The following is an 18691-nucleotide window of genomic DNA, read 5'->3' on the forward strand; positions in this document are numbered from 1 at the left end:
CTGACCGGGGACCTCCTCGACCGGCGGGCGATCCGGCTGACCGAGGTGGCCGCCGACCGCGACGACGCGATCCGGCGCTGCGGCGAGGCCCTGGTCGACATCGACGCGGTCCACCCGGAGTACGTGCAGACCATGCTCGCCCGGGAACGCTCCGTCTCCACCTACGTCGGCGAGGGGGTGGCGATCCCGCACGGCACGCTCGCCGGCAAGGACCTGGTGCACCGGGACGCGCTGGCGGTGCTCCGGTTTCCGGCCGGAGTCGACTGGGGCGGCCAGCCGGTCACCGTCTGCGTGGCGATAGCCGCCCGCGGCGACGGCCACGTCGAGCTGCTGGCCAGCCTCGCCGAGATCCTGCTCGACCCCGACCGGGCCCGCGCGCTGCGCGAGGCCACCGACCCCGAAGACGTGCTGGCCCTGCTCACGCCGGCACGGGAGGACAGCAACCCATGAAGGCCGTTCGATTCCACGCCCCCGGCGACGTACGCATCGAAGACGTCCCCGAGCCCAGCCCGGGCCCCGGCGACGTCAAGATCCGGGTACGCAACTGCTCCACCTGCGGCACCGACGTGAAGATCTCGAAGTTCGGGCACCACCACATCCACCCGCCCCGGGTGATGGGGCACGAGATCGCCGGCGAGGTGGTGCAGACCGGTTCCGAGGTCACCGGCTGGGCGGCCGGCGACCGGGTGCAGGTGATCGCGGCGATCCCGTGTGGCACCTGCCCGGAGTGCCGGCGGGGCCGGATGACCGTCTGCCCCAACCAGGAGTCGATGGGCTACCACTACGAGGGCGGCTTCGCGCAATACCTGGTCGTCCCGGCGAAGGTGCTGGCGGTGGACGGGCTGCACCGGATCCCGGACGGGGTCGGGTTCGCCGAGGCGTCGGTGGCCGAGCCGCTGGCCTGCGTACTCAACGGGCAGGAGTTGGCCCGGGTCGGTCCCGGCGACGACGTGGTGGTGGTCGGCTCGGGGCCGATCGGCTGCCTGCACGTCCGGCTGGCCCGGGCCCGGGGCGCCGCCCGGGTCTTCCTGGTCGAGCTGAACCGGGAGCGCCTGGAGCTGGCGGCCGCGCTGGTGCGGCCGGACGCGGCGATCTGCGGTGCCGAGGTCGACCCGGTCGACGAGGTGCTGAAGCTGACCGACGGGCGCGGCGCCGACGTGGTCATCACGGCGGCGGCCTCGGGCGCGGCCCAGGAGCAGGCGGTGCAGATGGCCGCCCGGCAGGGGCGGATCAGCTTCTTCGGCGGCCTGCCCAAGGACAACCCGATCATCTCGCTCGACTCCAACCTGGTGCATTACCGGGAGCTGACCATCGTCGGCGCCAACGGCTCCAGCCCGGCGCACAATGCCGAGGCGCTGCGCCTGATCGCCACCGGCTCGGTGCCGGTGTCCGACCTGATCACCCACCGGCTCCCGCTGGAGCGGGCCATCGACGCCTTCGGCGTGGTCGCCCGGGGCGAGGCCATCAAGGTCACGATCGAACCCTGAGAGAGGAAGGCCATCATGGCTACCCGTACGGTCACGGTCGGCTCCGCCAGCGGCCTGCACGCCCGCCCGGCGGCGCTCTTCGTCGCGGCCGCCGGGGCGGCACCGGTCCCGGTGACCATCCGGACCGGCGAGAAGCGGGCGGTACCCGCCAACAGCATGCTCTCGGTGCTCTCGCTCGGCGCCAAGCAGGGCACCGAGGTGGTGCTGGAAGCCGACGGCGAGGGCGCCGAGGCGGCCCTGGACGGTCTCGCCGAGCTGCTCGCCCGGGACCTGGACGCGGAGGAGCCGGCCGATGCCTGAGCCGGCCGGGCCGCTGCACGGGATCGGGGTCAGTCCGGGCGTCGCCGGTGGACCGGTGCTCCGGGTCGCCGGGGTGCCGGCGCTGCCCGCACCCGCCCCGGTGACCGATCCGGCGGCCGAGGCCGACCGGGCGGTGGCGGCGCTGCGCGAGGTGGTCGCCGACCTGACCCGGCGGGCCGAGCGGTCCGGGGAGAAGACCCTGGTCGACGTACTCCGGGCGCAGGCGATGATGGCCGAGGACCCGGTGCTGCTCGACGCCGTACGCGCGAAGGTGCTGGCCGGCTCGGACGGGCCGCACGCGATCGACGCGGCCTTCGCCACCCACCGCGCCGCGTTCGAGGCGGCCGGCGGATACCTGGCCGAGCGGGTCGCCGACCTGGACGACCTGCGCGACCGGGCGGTGGCGGTCTGCCTCGGCCGGCCGATGCCCGGGGTGCCCTCGCCGGGGCACCGGTACGTGCTCACCGCCTGGGACCTGGCCCCGGCCGACACCGTCGACCTGGACCCGGAGCAGGTGGTCGCGCTGGTCACCGAGTCCGGCGGCCCGACCAGCCACACCGCGATCCTGGCCCGCGCGCTCGGGCTGCCCGCCGTGGTCGCCTGCTCCGGCGCCCGCGACCTCGCCGACGGCACCCCGGTACTGGTCGACGGCGCGACCGGGCTGGTGCGGGTGGAGGTGGACCCGGCGGAGGTGGCCGCCGCCGAGGCGGCCGACCGGGAGCACCGCACGGCCGTGGCGGCGGCCTCCGGCCCGGGGCGTACCTCGGACGGGCACCCGGTCGCCCTGCTGGCCAACATCGGCTCGGCCCGCGACCTGGCGGCGGCGGACGGCGCCGAGGGTGTCGGGCTGTTCCGCACCGAACTGCTCTTCCTCGACCGGAGCCGGGAACCAGGGCTGGCCGAGCAGGCCGAGGCGTACCGGGAGGTCTTCGCGGCCCTGGCCGGGCGCCGGGTGGTGATCCGCACCCTGGACGCCGGCGCCGACAAGCCGCTGCCGTTCCTGCACCAGGCCGAGGAGCCGAACCCGGCGCTCGGGGTACGCGGCCTGCGGCTGGTCCGGCAGCGCCCGGAGCTGCTGCGGACCCAGTTGGCGGCGATCGCCCGGGCGGCCGAGCAGACCGGGGCGGAGGTCTGGGTGATGGCACCGATGGTCGCCACCCGGGCCGAGGCGGCCGAGTTCGCCGACGCGGTGCACGCGGCTGGACTGCCGAAGGCCGGGGTGATGGTCGAGGTGCCGGCGGCGGCGTTGCGCGCCGGTCAGCTGCTGGAGGTCGTCGACTTCCTGAGCATCGGCACCAACGATCTCAGCCAGTACACCTTCGCCGCCGACCGGCAGTCCGGTCTGCTGGCGGAGCTGCTGGATCCGTGGCAGCCGGCCCTGCTGCGCCTGATCTCCGAGGTGGGTGCCGCCGGACGTGCCGCCGGCAAGCCGGTCGGCGTCTGCGGCGAGGCGGCGGCCGACCCGCTGCTCGCCCCGGTCCTGGTCGGCCTCGGGATGACCAGCCTGTCGATGTCGGGGCGCTCGCTGGCCCCGGTGCGGGCGGCACTTGCCGGGCGGTCGTACGCGGACTGCGCCCGGCTGGCCCGGCTGGCCGTGGACGCCGACGACGCCGAGCGGGCCCGCAAGGCGGTTGCCTGACCCGCGCGGACGCTGCCTGACCCGCGACGCCGCCTGACCCGCGAATCGGCCCACGCCGCTGTGCTGGCGTGGGCCGCTGCGCGGGAACTCCACCGGGGACGGCGCCGATCCGGTGCCGTCCTCCTCCGGCGGTTGCTCTCAGCCGGCGGGCGGGAAGGGGTCGTCGCGGTAGGTGTGCTCGGTCTCGATCCGGCCGTCCTGCTTGTGTACGACAACCTGACTCGGCTGGTTCGCCTTGGCCGCGTCACGGCCGGCGCCGAGCGCGCTCTCCTTGGTGTCGTAGTGACCGACCACCGTGGAACCATGCTCGACCTTCCAGCCGTTGGCCTCGGGAACGACGTGGTACTCGGTCCGTGCTGCCATCTGTGCCTCCTGGTCGACTGTCGGTTATGGAGGGAGAGCTACCCGGAACACGGGATCGGAAACCACTGATCCTGCCGGCGGAGATCCTCGGCGGGTCGTCGCGGTGATCGGCCGGGCAGTTGACATGCAGCTAACTGGCCGCCTATGGTTTAGGCAACCAGCTGGCTGCATATTCGGGAGGATGGCGAGGATGGACGAGGTGTTCAAGGCACTCGCCGACGGCAGTCGCCGGCGGCTGCTGGACAGCCTGAACACCCGAAACGGGCAGAGCCTCCGGGAACTGTGCGCGGGGCTTGCGATGACCCGGCAGTCGGTCAGCAAGCACCTCGCGGTGCTGGAGGCGGCCAACCTGGTCACCACGCTCTGGCGTGGCCGGGAGAAGTTGCACTACCTCAACGCCGAGCCGATCAACGCCATCGCGGACCGCTGGATCAACCAGTACGACCGGGGGCGGGTGCACGCACTCGCCGACCTCAAGAGGGCATTGGAGCAGGAACCCATGGGCGAGCGCGAATTCGTCTACACGAGCCACATCGACACGACTCCGGAACGACTCTGGCAGGCGCTGACCGATCCCGCCTTCACCAGCCGGTACTGGGGGGTCACCTTCGAGACCGACTGGCAGGTCGGCTCGGAGATGGTCTGGGTGCACAACGGCGTACGGGTCCCCGGCCCGGAGCAGGTGGTGCTGGAGGCCGAGCCCTACCGCCGGCTGTCGTACGCCTGGCACGACTTCAGCCCGGAGTTCGCCAGGGCGTACGGGACGGATCCGGCCGAGGTGGCCAAGCTGGCCGAGGAGCCGCGCAGCAAGGTGACCTTCGAGATCGAGCCTCGGGGCAGGGCGGTGCGGCTGACCGTCGTACACGAGGGCTTCGCGCCGGGCAGCCCGGTGCTCGACAGCGTCAGCGAGGGCTGGCCGGAGCTCCTCTCCAGCCTCAAGACGCTGCTGGAGACCGGCGAGCCGCTGCCGCGGGACGAGCCTGAGCCGGCCACCCCGGCCGCCGGCTGACCCCCGCCCCGCCGGTGGCCCGGCCCGCCGCCGGATGGCGGCGGGCCGGCGGGGTCTCAGTACCGGCGCAGCACCCGCTTGTCGGCGTCCAGCTCGTGGTCGAGCTTGAGCACGATGAACTCGTTGTCGTCCGGCTGCCCCGGCACCCTTCCGTTGGAGAACGGGAAGTTGTTGTCGTTGAGCACCGCGATGGTGCGGTCGTCGAGAATCACCACATCCTCGATGGTCTGGAACGGGAAGGTGAAGGTCCGGCCGAAGCCACCCACCCGCTTCGGGTTGGCGATGTCCATCAGGTCGGCGACCAGTGTCTTGTCGAGCTGGCCGTCGCGGTTACGGTCCCGCCGGTCGGCCAGGTAGATCTTCTTGACCTTGGCCGTCGCCCCTTCGCCGTTGTCCCGCTCGATGATCAGGAACCGGTCCTTGTCGACCGCGATCGCGTCGCCGATCGCGTTGCCCGGGGCGTCCAGCAGGTAGGTCCAGCGCCGCCCGGTGTACGCGTTCGCGGCGATGTCGAACTCATGCAGCCGCAGCGTGCCCGCCGGGTCACCGGCGACGGTGCCCTCCAGCAGCGGGTAGAGGGTACGCCCGTCCGGGGACTGTGCCATGCCCTCGAAACCCTTGCTGCTGTTCAGGTTGGCCGGAGTCTCGCCCCGGGTCGGGTTCTCCGGCGCGAAGACCCCGGGCAGCGCCACCGGAGCCGCGAGCAGCCGGCCGGCCCGGTCGAAGTGCAGCAGCCACGGCCCGAACTCGTCGCCGATCCAGTACGTCCCGTCGGCGGTCCGGCTGATCGACTCGACGTCGAAGTCGGCGCCGGTGAGTACCCGGTCGGGTCGGGTCAGCGGAAACGGCACCCTGCCGTCCGGGTCGGTCAGGGTGATCCCGCCGACCACGTCGACGGTGCCGGAGCCGAAGTCCGGGCCGACCCGCTGGATCCGGAGCAGGAAGTCCGCGCTGTTGCCCTTGTTGCCGAACCCGTTGTCCGAGAGCACGTCGAAGCTGCCGTCGCTGTTGCGCAGTACGCCGCTGAAGCCCTGCACCGGCTGGTCGGCGAAGGGCGGGACGACGCCGTTGCTGGGCGTACCGCCGAGCAGGGATCCGGACGGCTCACTGCCCGGCACGAAGGTCTCGGCCGGCAGGGCGGCGAACTTCAACAACTCGGCGCGGTCCCAGGTGCTCCGGTCGGTGGCAGAGGCCACCCCGGGCACGGTGATCGCCAGGGCGGCCACCGCGACACCCATGCCGACCCGCTTCACTATTCCCATCGGTCCTTCTTTCGTAGCGGAACTCGCTGGGGAGGCTAGGTGCGGCCGGTTAATGCGGGCTGTCCACCGGGCACTCATTACCGAAACGCTCCGGCGGCCGCCCGACGTCCTCGGCCCGGCTGCCCGGTAGGTACCCTTCACCCAGCTCAACGATGAGGTAGGCCCGCCCGGACGGTGTGCGGGCCCGCCGATCGGCCCGCTCATTGGAGATCAACTATCGTGTCCGGCACCTCCGAGCCAGCATCAGCCCCGACCAGCCCGGCCGCCCGGCCGAGCGCGGGGGCCGGGCGGCGGCGTGAGCTGCGCGCCGACTGCCAGCGCTGCTTCGGGCTGTGCTGCGTGGTGCCGGCCTTCGCCGCCTCGTCGGACTTCGCCATCGACAAGCCCGCCGGCCGGGCCTGCCCCAACCTCCGGCCCGACCACCGCTGCGGCATCCACCGTGACCTGCGGGAGCGCGGCTTCGCCGGGTGTACGGTCTTCGACTGCTTCGGCGCCGGCCAGCAGGTCGCCCAGGTCACCTACCAGGGACGGGACTGGCGGGCCGACCCGGAGATCGCGGCGGGGATGTTCGAGGTGTTCCCGGTGGTGCGGCAGCTCCACGAACTGCTCTGGTATCTGACCGAGGCGCTGGCGCTGCGCCCGGCCGAACCGCTGCACGCCGAACTGGCCGCCGCCCGCGCCGCCACCGAACGGCTCGCCGACGGCGAGCCGTCCTCGCTCGTCGCCCTGGACGTCGCGACCCACCGCCGGACCGTCAACGAGGTGCTGCTGCGGGCCAGCGAGCAGATCCGGTCCCGCACCGGACGGAAGGGAGCCGACCGGCGGGGAGCCGAGCTGATCGGCGCCGACCTGCGCCGTGCCGACCTGACCTGCGCCAACCTGCGCGGGGCGTACCTGATCGGCGCCGACCTGCGCGGTGTGGACCTGACCCTGGCCGACCTGACCGGGGCGGACCTGCGCGGCGCCAACCTGCGCGGTGCCGACCTGACCGGCAGCCTCTTCCTCACCCAGGCCCAGGTCGACGCGGCGGCCGGGGATGTCCGGACCGGCCTCCCGCCGGCCCTGCGCCACCCGGACCACTGGCGCCTGACCATCGCCCCCTCCCACCACCACCGCGCACCCACCCGCGCCCGCAACCGCCGCCGCCCCAGATGATCGGAGCGCCGGCATGATTCGGGAGCGCCCGGCATGATTCGGGAGCGTCCGGCCGGTCGGGGCGAGCCGGACGCTCCCGGATCATGAGGTCGAGTCAGTGTGCGACGGCGGGGGCGACCTCCGGGGTGGCGGAGAGGCGGGCCGGGCGGACGACCAGGAAGAGCACGGTCAGCGCGGCGACCATGCCACCGGCGATCACCAGGCCCATCCCGACGCTGCCGTTGCCGAGTACGCCGACCAGCGGCGCCAGCAGCGCGCCGATGCCGAACTGCACCGCGCCGAGCAGCGCCGCCGCGGTGCCGGCCGCCTCGCCGTGCCGGCTCAACGCCAGCGCCGGGGCGTTCGGCATGGCCAGGCCCGAGGCGGCGAGCACCACCCAGAGCGACACCAGCACGGCGGGCAGCCCACCGAATCCGGTCGCGGCGAAGGCGAGCAGCGCGAACCCGGCCAGCGTGCCGACGCCCAGTGCGGTGACCAGGATCCGCTGCGGGGCGTACCGGCGGAGCAGCCGGACGTTGAGCTGGGAGGCGGAGATCAGCCCCACCGCGCCGGCGCCGAAGACGATCCCGAACTGCTGCTCGTCGAGGCCGTACTCCTCCTGGAAGACGAAGGACGAGCCGGAGACGTACGCGAACAGCGCCGCCATCGCCAGCCCGGCGACCAGGACGAGCCCGACGAACGTACGGTCCCGCAGCAGCGAGCGGTAGACCCGGGCGGTGCCGCGTACGCCGCCACTGCGCCGCCGGTGCACCGGCAGCGTCTCGGGCAGCTTGAACGCCGCGAGGGTGACCAGGACGATCCCGAAGACGGCGAGCGCGATGAAGACCCCGCGCCAGTCCGACCAACCCAGCACCGCGCTGCCCAGGGTGGGCGCCAGCACCGGGGCGGCGCCCATCACCAGCATCAGCCGGGAGAAGATCTTGGCGAAGGCGGTACCGCTGAACAGGTCGCGTACCACGGCCATCGCCACCACCGAGGCGGCAGCGGTGCCGAGCCCCTGCAACACCCGCAGCACGCCCAGCGTCCCGATGTTCGGGGCGACGACGCAGAGCACGGAGGCGACCACGTGCAGCACCAGGCCGGCGAGCAGCGGGACCCGCCGGCCGACCGCGTCCGAGAACGGGCCGATCAGCAGTTGGCCGAGGGCGAGCCCGGCAAGGGTGCCGGTGAGGGTCAACTGCACCGCGGCCTCGGCGGTGCGGAAGTCGGCGGTGATCGCCGGCAGCGCCGGCAGGTACATGTCGATCGTCAACGGCCCGATCGCGATCAACGACCCGAGTACGAGGACGAGCCGCAGCCGTTCCCGCCCGGTCATCAGGTCGCCGGGCGTGGCGGGCGGCCCGGACGCCTCGACGTGCGTGGCGGTGGCGGTCATGAGAGCCTTCCCAGCGGGTGGTCGTGGGTCTGGACGCGGACAGCGAAGATCACACCTGCCTCCAACCGCTGGCGCTCCGGCACATTCCCGCTTGATCAAACGGTGCCTCAGCTCACATCCGCCGGCCCGCCGCGGGCCGGATACTGGTACGACGTCCGGGAACCGGCAGAATCACCACGGCTGGCACCCAACCGGTACGACCGGGCCGCAACCTCGCCGGAGCGGCTTCCCGGACCACCCGGGTAGCTTCGGACGGCGACCGAATCGGCGGACGCGGACCCGGATCGCCGGACGCGGACCCGGATCGCCGGACGCGGACCCGGTGGACCTGGGCTACCCGGTGGATGTGGACTACTCGGCGGACGTGGACGCGGAACGAGGGACATGGCGACGGCGCGGGAGATCGACGAGCTTGCGCAACACTTCGCCGCCGCGCCGGCAACCTTCACCACCTCCCCGCTCTACCGGGCGCTCTGCCCGGTGGTGGCGGGGGACTGGTCGACTCTCGAACTGCTGACCGGCCGGCGGCCGGGGCAGCAGGCGTCGTACCTGTTCTTCGGGGCGGCACACTACCTGCTGCTGGCCGGGGCACGGCATCCGCTGCGCGACTTCTACCCGTCGCTGGTCGGCTCGTCAGCCGCCGAGCCGGCGGGCGCCGGGCCGGTGCTGCGGGACTTCTGCCGCCGGTACCGGACCGAACTCGGCGAACTCGTCCGCACCCGCCTGGTGCAGACCAACGTCGTACGCCGGGCGGTCGCGCTGCGGTACGCGCTCTGGGTGATCGGGCAGCGCTGCGCCGGCCCGGTGCACCTGGTCGAGGTCGGGTCGAGCGCCGGCATCCACCTGTACGTCGACCGCTACCGCTACCTCGTCGGCGACCGGGCGTTCGGACCCGTCGATGCCACCGTCACGCTGGACAGCCGGTGGCTGGGCCGTACGCCGCTGCCGGACCTGGACGACGTACCGCCGATCGCCAGCCGGACCGGGGTGGACCTGAATCCGGTGGACGTCACCGACGCGCACGCGCGGCGCTGGCTGCGGGCGCTGGTCTGGCCGGAGAACCAGGACGCGGCGACGCTGCTCGACGCCGCCCTGGACGCGGTGGCGGCCGAGCCGCCCGCCGTCGTCGGCGGTGACGCGGTGCAGGTCTGCCCGGCACTGGGCCGCGGCCTGCCACCCGGTGAGCCGAGGGTGGTGTTCCACGCGGCGACCCGGATGCACGTTCCGGCCGGTCGGCGGGCGGCCTTCGACCGCGCGATCGACTCGATCGGGGACGGCGGCCCGCTCTACCACGTCTGGCAGGAGCCGCCGTCCGCGCCGCACGGCGGGCACGTCGCCGATCCGCGCGGCGAGCTGGCGATGCACGGTCCGGACGGCGTGGTCGTACCGCTGCTCCGGGTCGACGGTCATCTGCGCTGGCTGGGCCCGCTGCACCCGCCCGACTGAGCCGGTGGTCCGGCGGAGTGGACGCGGCCAGCGCGGCGACAGCAGACTAGGTGCTCGTGTACGCACCCGACGAGGCACCGACCGCCGGCAGCGGGCAGGAGTTGCCCACCGACGCCCAGATCGAGACGGCGGTGACCGCGCTGCGGATGCTCGCCGAGCCGACCCGGCTCCGCCTGCTGTGGCTGCTCCGCGACGACGAGTACGACGTGGGCAGCCTGGCCCTGGCCGTCGGGGCGGCCCGGCCGGCGGTCTCCCAGCACCTGGCGAAGCTGCTGCTCGCCGGCCTGGTCAGCGTGCGGCGGGACGGCCGGCGGGCGGTCTACCGGGCGCGGGGCGGCCACGTCCGGCGGCTCGTCGCCGAGGTGCTGTACGCCGCCGACCACCACCTCACCGGCGCACCCGACCACGACTGAACCCGTGCCGCCGAGCACCCGCCCGGGCAGTGTTCATGGCCACTCGTCGGCGCTCCATCCGCTCCGGCTGTCGCGGTGCCGCGGTCGCTGATCTAGCCTATGTCCAGCGGTGGGTGCAGATGATGAGGCGGCAGTTGCAACATATGCAACGGAGGGGAATGCGGTGAGCCCGGTCACGACGACCGACGCCGAGCCGGCGACGGTGCTCGACGCGGTGTGCGTCGGCGAGACGATGGTGATGGTGACCCCGACCCCCGGCGGGCGGCTGGACGCCGAGTCGACCTTCGTGCTCCGGGCCGGCGGCGCCGAGTCCAACGTCGCGATGTTCCTCGCCGCGCTGGGCCACCGGGCCGGCTGGGCCAGCCGGGTCGGTGCCGACCCGCTCGGCGAGCTGGTCGTCGGGCAGGTCCGGGCGACCGGGGTGGACACCTCGCTGGTCGAGGTCGACCCGACCCGGCCGACCGCCGTCTACCTCAAGGACCCCGGCCCGGACGGCACGAAGGTCTACTACTACCGGCGCGGTTCCGCCGCCGCCAGCATGGATCCGGGGTACGCGGCCCGGGTCGACGCGGTGCCGGCGGCCGTACTGCACCTCAGCGGCGTGACCCCGGCGCTCTCGGAGAGCTGCCGCGCGCTGGTCGAGCGGCTGATCAGCGCGCGACCGGCGGGACGGCGGCTGGTCTCCTTCGACGTCAACCACCGGCCCGCACTCTGGCCCGACCTCTCCACCGCCGCGACCGAGCTGCTCCGGCTGGCCCAGGCCGCCGACGTGGTCTTCGTCGGGCTGGACGAGGCGGCGCGGCTCTGGGACGTCAAGGAGCCGGAGGACGTCCGTGCCCTGGTCGACCGGCCCGGGACCCTGGTGGTGAAGAACGGTGCGGTGGAGGCGGTCGCGTTCTCCGCCGACGGGGTGACCGTCGAGCCGGCCCGGCCGGTCGAGGTGGTGGAGCCGGTCGGTGCCGGCGACGCGTTCGCCGCCGGTTGGCTCTCCGGCGCGCTGCGCGGCCTCGCCCCCGCCGCCCGGCTGCGGCTCGGGCACCTGGTCGCCGGTGCCGCGCTCGGCTCCGTCTCGGACTTCGCCGAACTGCCACCGGTGCCGACGATCTGCGCGGTGCTGGACATCACGCCGGACGACTGGCACCGGCCCACCGGACCGGCCTGAGCCGGGGAGTCGAGATGTCCCAGACCGTCGAGCGCGCACTGCGCATCATCGAACTCTTCGCCGAGCGACCCCGCTCGCTCGGCGAGCTCGCCGACGACCTCGGGGTGCACAAGTCGACCGCGCTGCGGCTGGTGCAGACCCTCGAACGGGGCGGGTTCGCCCGCCCGGTCGACGGCCGCTACACGATCGGATTCCGGATGGTGGCGATCGCGCAGCACGCGGTGGAACAGCTCGACCTGCACCCGGTCGCCCACCCGCACCTGGTCCGGCTCGGCGACCGGTACGGCCACACCGTGCACCTCGCCCAACTCGTCGACGACGAAATCGTCTATGTGGCCAAGGTGGATGGTCGCGGCGCGCTGCGGATGCGGTCCCGGGTCGGCCAGCCGGTCGACCCGCACACCTCGGGAGTTGGCAAGGCGATCCTGGCCCACCTCGACGAGCCGGCCCGGGAACGTTTCCTGGCCCGGCTGACGTACCCCCGGCACACCGACACCTCGATCACCGACCCGGCCGAGTTCCGGGCGGAGCTGGCCCGGATCGCCGAGCGCGGCTGGGCCGAGGACGACGGCGAGTTCGAGGACTTCGTGAGCTGTGTCGCCGTACCGGTCCGGGATGCCCGGGGCCGGGTGGCCGGCGCGGTGTCGATCACCGCGTTGCGCGCCCTGGCCCCGCTGGAGCGCCTCCGCGAACACCTGCCGGAGCTGACCGGAACCTGCGCCGCGATCTCCCGGGACCTCGGCTGGACCGGAGAACACCGATCATGAACGGAGCGACCGTGCCCAACCCCTCGACGACCTTCTTCGACAGCCTCTTCGCCAGCCAGCCGGTGATGGCGATCCTCCGTGGCTTCGACCCGGACCGGACCGTCGAACTCTGCCAGCGGGCCTGGGACGCCGGCATCGACGTGGTCGAGGTACCGGTGCAGAGCCCGGACGCGCTGCCCGCGCTGCACGCCGCCATCGCCGCCGGCCGGGAGCGGGACCGGCCGGTCGGCGCCGGCACGGTGCTCACCCCGGAACAGGTCCACACGGTGTACGAGGCCGGCGCGGTCTTCACCGTCGCCCCCGGGTACGACCCGGAGGTGGCCGCCGAGTGCTCCCGGCTCGGCCTCGCCCACCTGCCCGGAGTCGCCACCTCCTCGGAGATCGGCCAGGCGCTGCGCACCGGGCACACCTGGCTCAAGGCGTTTCCGGCCAGCGAACTCGGCACCGGCTGGCTGCGGGCCCAGCACGGCCCGTTCCCGGCGGTGAAGTTCGTCGCCACCGGTGGGCTGGACGCCGACAACGCCGACGACTTCCTCGCGGCCGGTGCCCGGGTGGTGGCGGTCGGGTCCGCGTTGCAGGACTCCCGCCAACTCGACCTGCTCGGCCGGCTCGTCCGGCGGTAACCCCCGGACGAGGGCGTCGACCGAGCGGGGAACGTCGACACGCCGTCCGTGACCGGTCGCCGGGCGGCGGGCCGGCCCGCCGCCGCGTACCCTCGCCGGATGGGCGGCGGCGCGGTGCGGGCGTGGCGGGCGATGCTGGCGGCGGTCACGGCCGGGGCCGTCCTGGCCGGATGCTCGGCGCAGCCGGACACCGGTCCGGCGACACCCGGGACCTCGGCGAGCGCACCCGCTCCGGCGCCGACCAGCCCGGCGGCGGCACCGACCCCGGCCGCGCCGGTCGAGCTGCGGCTGGCGTTCGCCGGTGACGTCCACTTCACCGGGCGTACGCTGCGGCTGCTCGACGAGCCGGCGACGGCGTTCGGCCGGATCGCGTCGACCCTGCGGGACGCCGACCTGACCCTGCTGAACCTGGAGACGGCGGTGACCGGTCGGGGCACCCCGCAGCCGAAGCGTTTCCACTTCCGGGCGCCGAAGAGCGCCTACCCGGCGCTGCGGGCCGCCGGGGTGGACGCCGCCTCGGTCGCCAACAACCACGTACTGGACTACGGGCAGGTAGGGCTCCGGGACACCCTCGACGCGGCGGCGGAGGCGGATTTCCCGGTCTTCGGCGCGGGCCGCGACGCCGACGCGGCGTACGCGCCCTGGCTGACCACGGTGCGCGGGGTGCGGATCGCCGTACTCGGCATGTCGCAGGTGCACGAGCTGGCCGGGCAGTGGAAGCCGACCGCGACCCGGCCCGGGGTGGCGATGGCGTTCGACACCGCCCGGGCCACCGCAGCCGTACGGGCCGCCCGGGAGCAGGCCGACCTGGTGATCGTCTTCATGCACTGGGGGATCGAGGGGAACTCCTGCCCGAGCGGCGAGATGAAGAGCTTCGCCGGCCGGATGTCCCGGGCCGGCGCCGACATCGTGCTCGGTACGCACGCGCACACCCTGCTCGGCGACGGCTGGCTCGGCCGGACGTACCTGCACTACGGGCTCGGCAACTTCCTCTGGTACGGCGACTCCAAGAGCACCGACTCCGGAGTACTCCGGCTCACCGTCCGGGGCCGTACGGTGATCCGCAACGAGTTCCTGCCCGCCACGGTCTCCCGGACCGGCCAGCCGGTACTCGTCTCCGGCGCCGCCCGGGAGCGGATCGAGGACCGGATCGCCGCGGCGAGGCGCTGTTCCGGCCTCGCCGCGAAACGATCCTGATCCCGGCCGACGGGGTGCTCAGGAGACCCGGGTCTCCCGCTCCCGCCACGCGGCCCGCACCGAGGTCTTCCCGTTGGTACGCAGCAGCGACCCCTCGTAGAGCCGGGCGGCGAGCGTGATGCAGAGCGCGGCGGCGCCGAGCAGGAGCAGCAGCGCCAGCACCGGCTCCCAGCCGGCGGCGTCGCCGAAGAAGAGCCGCAGCGGCATCGCGGTCGGCGCCGAGAACGGCACGTAGGAGAGCGCCGTCATCGCCGTCGGGTTGCCGTTGAGGAAGATCACCAGGAAGAACGGCACCATGATCACCAACTGGGCCGGGCCGGACGCCCCGCTGATGTCCTCCTGTCGGCTGACCAGCGCGCCGGTGACCGCCCAGAGCGAGGCCAGCAGCACGAAACCGACCACGAAGAACGGGATGAACCAGGCGATCGCCGGACCGAGCTGCCCCAGCAGGCCGGTGTCGCCGCCGACGGCCTGCATGGAGACCACCGCGACCAGCGCGATCAGCACCACCTGGCCGAGCGCGAGCGCGCCGTTGCCGAGCACCTTGCCGGCGAGCAGGGCCCGGACCGGCACCGCCGCCACCAGGATCTCCACGATGCGGGTCTGTTTCTCCTCGGTGACGCTCTGCGCGATCTGTACGCCGAAGGTGATGGAGAGGAAGAAGAAGACCATCGAGAAGGACATCGGCACCAGGAAGGCCAGCACCGGGTCGACCGCGTCCGGGTCGAGGAGCTGCACCGGGGGAGCGCTGCTCAGCGCCCGGACCACCGAGTCCGGCGTACGGTCCATCGCCAGCACCCGGATGCCGCCGGCCCCGTCCCCCGGCACCACGGCGGCGTCCACGTCGCCGTCCCGGACGAGTTGCTCCGCCTGCGCGACGTCGGTGGCGGCCACCACCTCCATGCCGGCCCGGTCCAGCAGGCCGCCGGCGTCGCCGGTGCCGACCACGGCCACCGTCGAGCTGCCGTTGCCGAAGAGCGCCGGCAGCACCGTGGCGCCCGCCGCGATCACCAGGAAGAGGACGGTACTGATCAGGAACGTCCGGTCCCGGAGCTTGACCGTGATCTCCCGGCCGGCGACCAGCTTTGTGGCGCTCCACAGCGAGGTGCCGGTGGCGGTCGGTCCGGCCTGCTGCCGGTCGCGGGACGGTGCGAGCGTCGTCACTGGGTTACCTCCCGGAAGATCTCGGCGAGCGAGGGGACGATGGGGCCGAAGGCGCGTACCGGGCCCCGGGCGAGGGCCGCCCGCAGCACCGCCTGGTCGTCGGCGGGATCGGCGAGTTCGATCACGACCCGTGCGCCGTCGAGGTCCACGATGGAGATTCCGGGCAGGTCGCGGACCCAGCCGGCGTCGGCGTCGAGGACGAGCTGGTAGCGCGGGGTCGCGTACCTGGTGCGGAGTTCGGTGCGGCTGCCGGCGGCGCGTACCGCCCCGGCGGCGATGATCACCAGGTCGTCGCAGAGCCGCTCCACCACGTCGAGCTGGTGGCTGGAGAAGAGCACCGGTACCCCTCGGGCGGCGCGCTCCCGCAGCACCCCGGCGATCACCTCGACGGCGATCGGGTCGAGCCCGGAGAAGGGCTCGTCCAGGATCAGCACCTCGGGGTCGTGTACCAGCGCCGCCGCGATCTGGGCCCGCTGCTGGTTGCCGAGGGAGAGCTTCTCCAGCGGATCGCCGGCCCGCTCGGCCAGACCAATCCGGTCCAGCAGCTCGTCGACGCTGCGCCGGGCGGCCGGCGCGGTCAGCCCGTAGAGCCGGCCGAGGTAGACGAGCTGTTCCCGGACTTTCATCTTCGGGTACAGGCCGCGTTCCTCGGGCATGTAGCCGAAGCGCTGCCGGACGGCCCGGCTGACCGGCTCACCGTGCCAGGTCACCGTGCCGGAGTCGGCGGCGAGCAGGCCGAGGATGATCCGCATCGAGGTGGTCTTGCCGGCACCGTTGGCCCCGACGAACCCGGTCATCCGGCCCGGGACCACCTCGAACGAGATGTCGTCGAGCACTCTCCGGCCGCCGAACGACCGATCGACGGACGCCACGCGCAGCATCCGGCCTCCTTCACCAGGTCTTCCGCCGGCGCACCCGCACCGGCGGGGACGAGGTTAGTCCGGCGGGACTCCGCTGACGTCCGTCGCGCGGCGGAACCGCAAGGATGATCCACTTACCGCCTGGTGCGCCGCCGGGATGAGCCGGCACCGCGCCCGGCGGCCGGGCCGGTCAGCCGCCGGCACCGCCCGGGGTCACCACCCCGTGCTCGTACGCGAAAACCACCGCCTGGGTACGGTCGCGCAGCCCGAGCTTCATCAGTACCCGGGAGACGTGCGTCTTCACGGTCGCCTCGCCGAGCAGCAGCCGCTCGGCGATCTCGGCGTTGGAGGCGCCCCCGGCGAGCTGCACCAGCACCTCCCGTTCCCGCTCGGTCAGCTCGGCCAGCCGGCGCCGGTCCAGGTCGGACGGTCCGCCGCCCGCGCCGGGCCGGCCGGCGGTCGGGGCGACCGCTCCGGCCGGGGTGGCGAAGGTCGCGATCACCCGACGGGTGATCTGCGGAGCGAGCAGCGCGTCGCCCCGGGCGAGGATCCGCACCGCCTCGACCAGATCCTCCGGTGAGCCGTTCTTCAGCAGGAATCCGCTGGCCCCGGCCTGGAGCGCGGCGAACAGGTAGTCGTCCCGGTCGAACGTGGTCAGGATCAGCACCGCCGGCCCGTCCGCCCCGGTGGCCGCCACGATCTGCCGGGTCGCCGCCAACCCGTCCAGGTGCGGCATCTCCACGTCCAGCAGGACGACGTCGGGCCGCTCGGCCAGGGCGAGTTCGACGGCCCGGCGGCCGTCCGCCGCCTCGCCGACCACCTCGAAGTCCTCCTCCGTCTCCAGGATGATCCGCAGGCCGGCCCGGACCAGGTGCTGGTCGTCGGCGAGGAGGACCCGGATCGGGGTGTTCGGCTCCGTCATGACCACTGCTCCGCTCGCTCGTCGTCCCGTCGAGCCGCCGGGGCGGGCCGGCCGGGGCCGGCGCTGCGCCCGGTCACGCCGTCGCCGTCGCGGGGGAGGCGTCGGCGGCACCGGCCGGGGCGATCGGGAACCGGGCCCGTACCCGGAAACCGCCGTCGGCCCGGGCGCCCACCTCCAGGCTGCCGTCGTGCGCGGCGACCCGTTCCCGCATGCCGATCAGGCCGAGCCCACCGCCCCCAGCGGACCGGCCCGGTACGGCGGCCAGCCCGGTACGGCCGTCGTCGGTCACCTCCACCTCGACCTCCCGGCGCAGGTACCGGATCCGTACGTCGACCGCGCTGGCCCGGGCGTGCTTGATGGTGTTCGTCATCGCCTCCTGGACCACCCGGTAGCCGGCCAGCGAGACCGACTCCGGCACCGGCACCGGCGTACCGTAGATCTTGTACTCGACGGCGAGCCCGGCGTCCCGGGCCCCCTGGAGCAGGCTGTCGACCTGCTCCAGCCCGTAGCCGAGGGCCCCGTCGGCGGCGCCCGCGTCGCGGAGCACCCCGAGCATCCGGCGCAACTCGTCGACGGCGGTACGCGCGCTCTGCTCCACCGCGGCGAGCGCGGTCTTGGCCTTGTCCGGGTCCTTGTCCATGACCCGCCGGCTCGCGCTGGCCTGCACGCCCATCACCGAGACGTGGTGGGCGACGACGTCGTGCAGCTCGCGGGCGATGCGTACCCGTTCCTGGTTGACCGCCCGCTCGGCGTTCTCGGCCCGGGACCGGCGCAGCTCCTCGGCCTGCACCTCCAGCTCGTGCTGCCGCAGCGCGGAGGTCCAGGTGCGGTTGCCGAGCAGGTAGGCGAGCAGGAAGAAGGCGCCGTTGAACAGCACGGTGGTGATCGCGACGGCGACGAGCGGGGAGATCGGGCCGGCCGCGCCCGGGAAGTTCGACTCCGCCGACGCGATGCTCAGCCCCGCCGCGATGACCAGCCAGACGAACATCGCGACGATGACCCCGACCCTGATCCAGGCCGAGAGCCGGCGGTCCCGCCCCCAGGCGCCGAGGCTGTAGACGGCGACGAAGAGCGTCGCGGAGGCGACCCATACCTCCGGAACGTGCCGGACCTGGGCGGTGATGAAGATCGCGGCGAGCACGCTGGTGCTGATCTCCGGATGGCTGCGTCGCCAGATCAGCGGCAGGCCGCCCGCGACCGCCCACCCGAGCTGCTCGGGCCAGGACGGCGGGGTGCCGAGCGGGAAGCTGCCCATGCTGTTCGACAGCACCACGCTGAGCAGGCCGAGCGCCGCCATCGACAGGCCCAGGTAGAGGTCCCGTTGGCGCTGCTGCCGGGTCGGCCCGGGGCGGGCCCACGGGCGCGCCGGGTCGCTGTCCGGCCCGCCGGTCGGTGCCGGGTCATCCTGTCGCGCGCTGCCAGCCTCCACCCGACATGAATAACGTATCGGCCGCGTCCCGCGCATCTTCGACCTGCCGGCATGGCGGATATCACGGAGGGTAGTGGGTTGCTGTCCGCCGCGGGCCACTGTCCCGGGCGATCTCCGC

General features: G+C 73.6%; 19 protein-coding genes. 12 read left to right on the forward strand and 7 right to left on the reverse strand.

Going from position 1 to position 18691, the window contains the following annotated elements; translation table 11 throughout:
* From AAH979_RS02595 to ptsP, 4 genes are read left to right on the forward strand one after another with little or no spacing between them, the layout of a single operon-like run.
* Positions 1-450, forward strand: coding sequence for a PTS sugar transporter subunit IIA (locus AAH979_RS02595; RefSeq protein ID WP_346256575.1), 450 nt, complete (start codon positions 1-3; stop codon positions 448-450).
* The gene (locus AAH979_RS02600; protein WP_346256351.1) at positions 447-1487 is read left to right on the forward strand and encodes a zinc-dependent dehydrogenase; all 1041 of its coding nucleotides are present in this window, start codon (positions 447-449) and stop codon (positions 1485-1487) included. The genes AAH979_RS02595 and AAH979_RS02600 overlap by 4 nt, the downstream gene beginning before the upstream one ends.
* A 15-nt stretch (positions 1488-1502) precedes the next feature.
* Entirely contained in the window at positions 1503-1787 is a 285-nt protein-coding gene (locus AAH979_RS02605; protein ID WP_107256135.1) for an HPr family phosphocarrier protein, read from the forward strand.
* Positions 1780-3426, forward strand: coding sequence for a phosphoenolpyruvate--protein phosphotransferase (ptsP, locus tag AAH979_RS02610; protein WP_346256352.1), 1647 nt, complete (start codon positions 1780-1782; stop codon positions 3424-3426). Before AAH979_RS02605 ends, ptsP begins: the two co-directional genes overlap by 8 nt.
* 138 nt (positions 3427-3564) lie before the next feature.
* On the opposite strand, the gene AAH979_RS02615 is transcribed toward ptsP, so the two are convergent.
* Positions 3565-3789 carry a DUF2188 domain-containing protein gene (locus AAH979_RS02615; protein WP_346256353.1) on the reverse strand — a complete coding sequence of 75 codons (225 nt, stop codon included), beginning with the start codon at positions 3787-3789 and terminating at the stop codon, positions 3565-3567.
* Between the two features lie 190 nt (positions 3790-3979).
* Between AAH979_RS02615 and AAH979_RS02620 the strand changes: the two genes are divergently transcribed.
* Positions 3980-4798, forward strand: a complete 819-nt coding sequence (locus AAH979_RS02620; RefSeq protein WP_346256354.1) for an SRPBCC domain-containing protein — start codon at positions 3980-3982, stop codon at positions 4796-4798.
* 56 nt (positions 4799-4854) lie between these two features.
* Here the strand turns inward: AAH979_RS02620 and AAH979_RS02625 are convergent, their stop codons facing one another.
* Entirely contained in the window at positions 4855-6060 is a 1206-nt protein-coding gene (locus AAH979_RS02625) for an esterase-like activity of phytase family protein (protein ID WP_346256355.1), read from the reverse strand.
* 300 nt (positions 6061-6360) lie between these two features.
* Between AAH979_RS02625 and AAH979_RS02630 the strand changes: the two genes are divergently transcribed.
* Positions 6361-7215, forward strand: coding sequence for a pentapeptide repeat-containing protein (locus AAH979_RS02630; RefSeq protein ID WP_346256576.1), 855 nt, complete (start codon positions 6361-6363; stop codon positions 7213-7215).
* 94 nt (positions 7216-7309) lie between these two features.
* Here the strand turns inward: AAH979_RS02630 and AAH979_RS02635 are convergent, their stop codons facing one another.
* The gene (locus AAH979_RS02635; RefSeq protein WP_346256356.1) at positions 7310-8590 is read right to left on the reverse strand and encodes a multidrug effflux MFS transporter; all 1281 of its coding nucleotides are present in this window, start codon (positions 8588-8590) and stop codon (positions 7310-7312) included.
* A gap of 384 nt (positions 8591-8974) precedes the next feature.
* Here AAH979_RS02635 and AAH979_RS02640 point away from each other — a divergent pair, with 384 nt between their 5' ends.
* The 6 genes from AAH979_RS02640 to AAH979_RS02665 all read left to right on the forward strand — a co-directional run bounded on the left by AAH979_RS02640 (position 8975) and on the right by AAH979_RS02665 (position 14198).
* A complete protein-coding gene (locus tag AAH979_RS02640; RefSeq protein ID WP_346256357.1) occupies positions 8975-10036 on the forward strand; it encodes a DUF2332 domain-containing protein in 1062 nt (353 codons plus the stop codon).
* 50 nt (positions 10037-10086) lie between these two features.
* The gene (locus AAH979_RS02645) at positions 10087-10449 is read left to right on the forward strand and encodes a metalloregulator ArsR/SmtB family transcription factor (protein ID WP_346256358.1); all 363 of its coding nucleotides are present in this window, start codon (positions 10087-10089) and stop codon (positions 10447-10449) included.
* A 163-nt stretch (positions 10450-10612) separates the two neighbouring features.
* Positions 10613-11611 (forward strand): sugar kinase, encoded by a 999-nt coding sequence (locus tag AAH979_RS02650; protein ID WP_346256359.1) that lies wholly within the window; start codon positions 10613-10615, stop codon positions 11609-11611.
* 14 nt (positions 11612-11625) lie between these two features.
* Entirely contained in the window at positions 11626-12378 is a 753-nt protein-coding gene (locus AAH979_RS02655) for an IclR family transcriptional regulator (RefSeq protein ID WP_346256360.1), read from the forward strand.
* Positions 12375-13001 carry a bifunctional 4-hydroxy-2-oxoglutarate aldolase/2-dehydro-3-deoxy-phosphogluconate aldolase gene (locus AAH979_RS02660; RefSeq protein WP_346256361.1) on the forward strand — a complete coding sequence of 209 codons (627 nt, stop codon included), beginning with the start codon at positions 12375-12377 and terminating at the stop codon, positions 12999-13001. Before AAH979_RS02655 ends, AAH979_RS02660 begins: the two co-directional genes overlap by 4 nt.
* 99 nt (positions 13002-13100) lie before the next feature.
* Positions 13101-14198 carry a CapA family protein gene (locus AAH979_RS02665; protein WP_346256362.1) on the forward strand — a complete coding sequence of 366 codons (1098 nt, stop codon included), beginning with the start codon at positions 13101-13103 and terminating at the stop codon, positions 14196-14198.
* An 18-nt stretch (positions 14199-14216) separates the two neighbouring features.
* On the opposite strand, the gene AAH979_RS02670 is transcribed toward AAH979_RS02665, so the two are convergent.
* From AAH979_RS02670 to AAH979_RS02685, 4 genes are all read right to left on the reverse strand, one after another.
* The gene (locus tag AAH979_RS02670; protein ID WP_346256577.1) at positions 14217-15299 is read right to left on the reverse strand and encodes an ABC transporter permease; all 1083 of its coding nucleotides are present in this window, start codon (positions 15297-15299) and stop codon (positions 14217-14219) included.
* A gap of 59 nt (positions 15300-15358) precedes the next feature.
* Positions 15359-16243, reverse strand: a complete 885-nt coding sequence (locus AAH979_RS02675) for an ATP-binding cassette domain-containing protein (protein WP_346256363.1) — start codon at positions 16241-16243, stop codon at positions 15359-15361.
* A gap of 169 nt (positions 16244-16412) precedes the next feature.
* Positions 16413-17144, reverse strand: coding sequence for a response regulator transcription factor (locus AAH979_RS02680; RefSeq protein ID WP_346256364.1), 732 nt, complete (start codon positions 17142-17144; stop codon positions 16413-16415).
* A gap of 73 nt (positions 17145-17217) precedes the next feature.
* Positions 17218-18441, reverse strand: a complete 1224-nt coding sequence (locus AAH979_RS02685; protein WP_346256578.1) for a sensor histidine kinase — start codon at positions 18439-18441, stop codon at positions 17218-17220.
* Between the last annotated feature and the right edge of the window lie 250 nt (positions 18442-18691).

It is taken from the genome of Plantactinospora sp. ZYX-F-223, assembly GCF_039649625.1.
GTDB lineage: Bacteria > Actinomycetota > Actinomycetes > Mycobacteriales > Micromonosporaceae > Plantactinospora.

Excerpts from the sequence above, each read along its gene's own strand:
- AAH979_RS02600 (WP_346256351.1), top strand. The coding sequence starts at position 447 with ATGAAGGCCGTTCGATTCCACGCCCCCGGCGACGTACGCATCGAAGAC.
- AAH979_RS02605 (WP_107256135.1), top strand. The coding sequence starts at position 1,503 with ATGGCTACCCGTACGGTCACGGTCGGCTCCGCCAGCGGCCTGCACGCC.
- ptsP (WP_346256352.1), top strand. The coding sequence starts at position 1,780 with ATGCCTGAGCCGGCCGGGCCGCTGCACGGGATCGGGGTCAGTCCGGGC.
- AAH979_RS02615 (WP_346256353.1), bottom strand. The coding sequence starts at position 3,789 with ATGGCAGCACGGACCGAGTACCACGTCGTTCCCGAGGCCAACGGCTGG.
- AAH979_RS02620 (WP_346256354.1), top strand. The coding sequence starts at position 3,980 with ATGGACGAGGTGTTCAAGGCACTCGCCGACGGCAGTCGCCGGCGGCTG.
- AAH979_RS02625 (WP_346256355.1), bottom strand. The coding sequence starts at position 6,060 with ATGGGAATAGTGAAGCGGGTCGGCATGGGTGTCGCGGTGGCCGCCCTG.
- AAH979_RS02635 (WP_346256356.1), bottom strand. The coding sequence starts at position 8,590 with ATGACCGCCACCGCCACGCACGTCGAGGCGTCCGGGCCGCCCGCCACG.
- AAH979_RS02640 (WP_346256357.1), top strand. The coding sequence starts at position 8,975 with ATGGCGACGGCGCGGGAGATCGACGAGCTTGCGCAACACTTCGCCGCC.
- AAH979_RS02655 (WP_346256360.1), top strand. The coding sequence starts at position 11,626 with ATGTCCCAGACCGTCGAGCGCGCACTGCGCATCATCGAACTCTTCGCC.
- AAH979_RS02660 (WP_346256361.1), top strand. The coding sequence starts at position 12,375 with ATGAACGGAGCGACCGTGCCCAACCCCTCGACGACCTTCTTCGACAGC.
- AAH979_RS02665 (WP_346256362.1), top strand. The coding sequence starts at position 13,101 with ATGGGCGGCGGCGCGGTGCGGGCGTGGCGGGCGATGCTGGCGGCGGTC.
- AAH979_RS02675 (WP_346256363.1), bottom strand. The coding sequence starts at position 16,243 with ATGCTGCGCGTGGCGTCCGTCGATCGGTCGTTCGGCGGCCGGAGAGTG.
- AAH979_RS02680 (WP_346256364.1), bottom strand. The coding sequence starts at position 17,144 with ATGACGGAGCCGAACACCCCGATCCGGGTCCTCCTCGCCGACGACCAG.
- AAH979_RS02685 (WP_346256578.1), bottom strand. The coding sequence starts at position 18,441 with ATGGCGGCGCTCGGCCTGCTCAGCGTGGTGCTGTCGAACAGCATGGGC.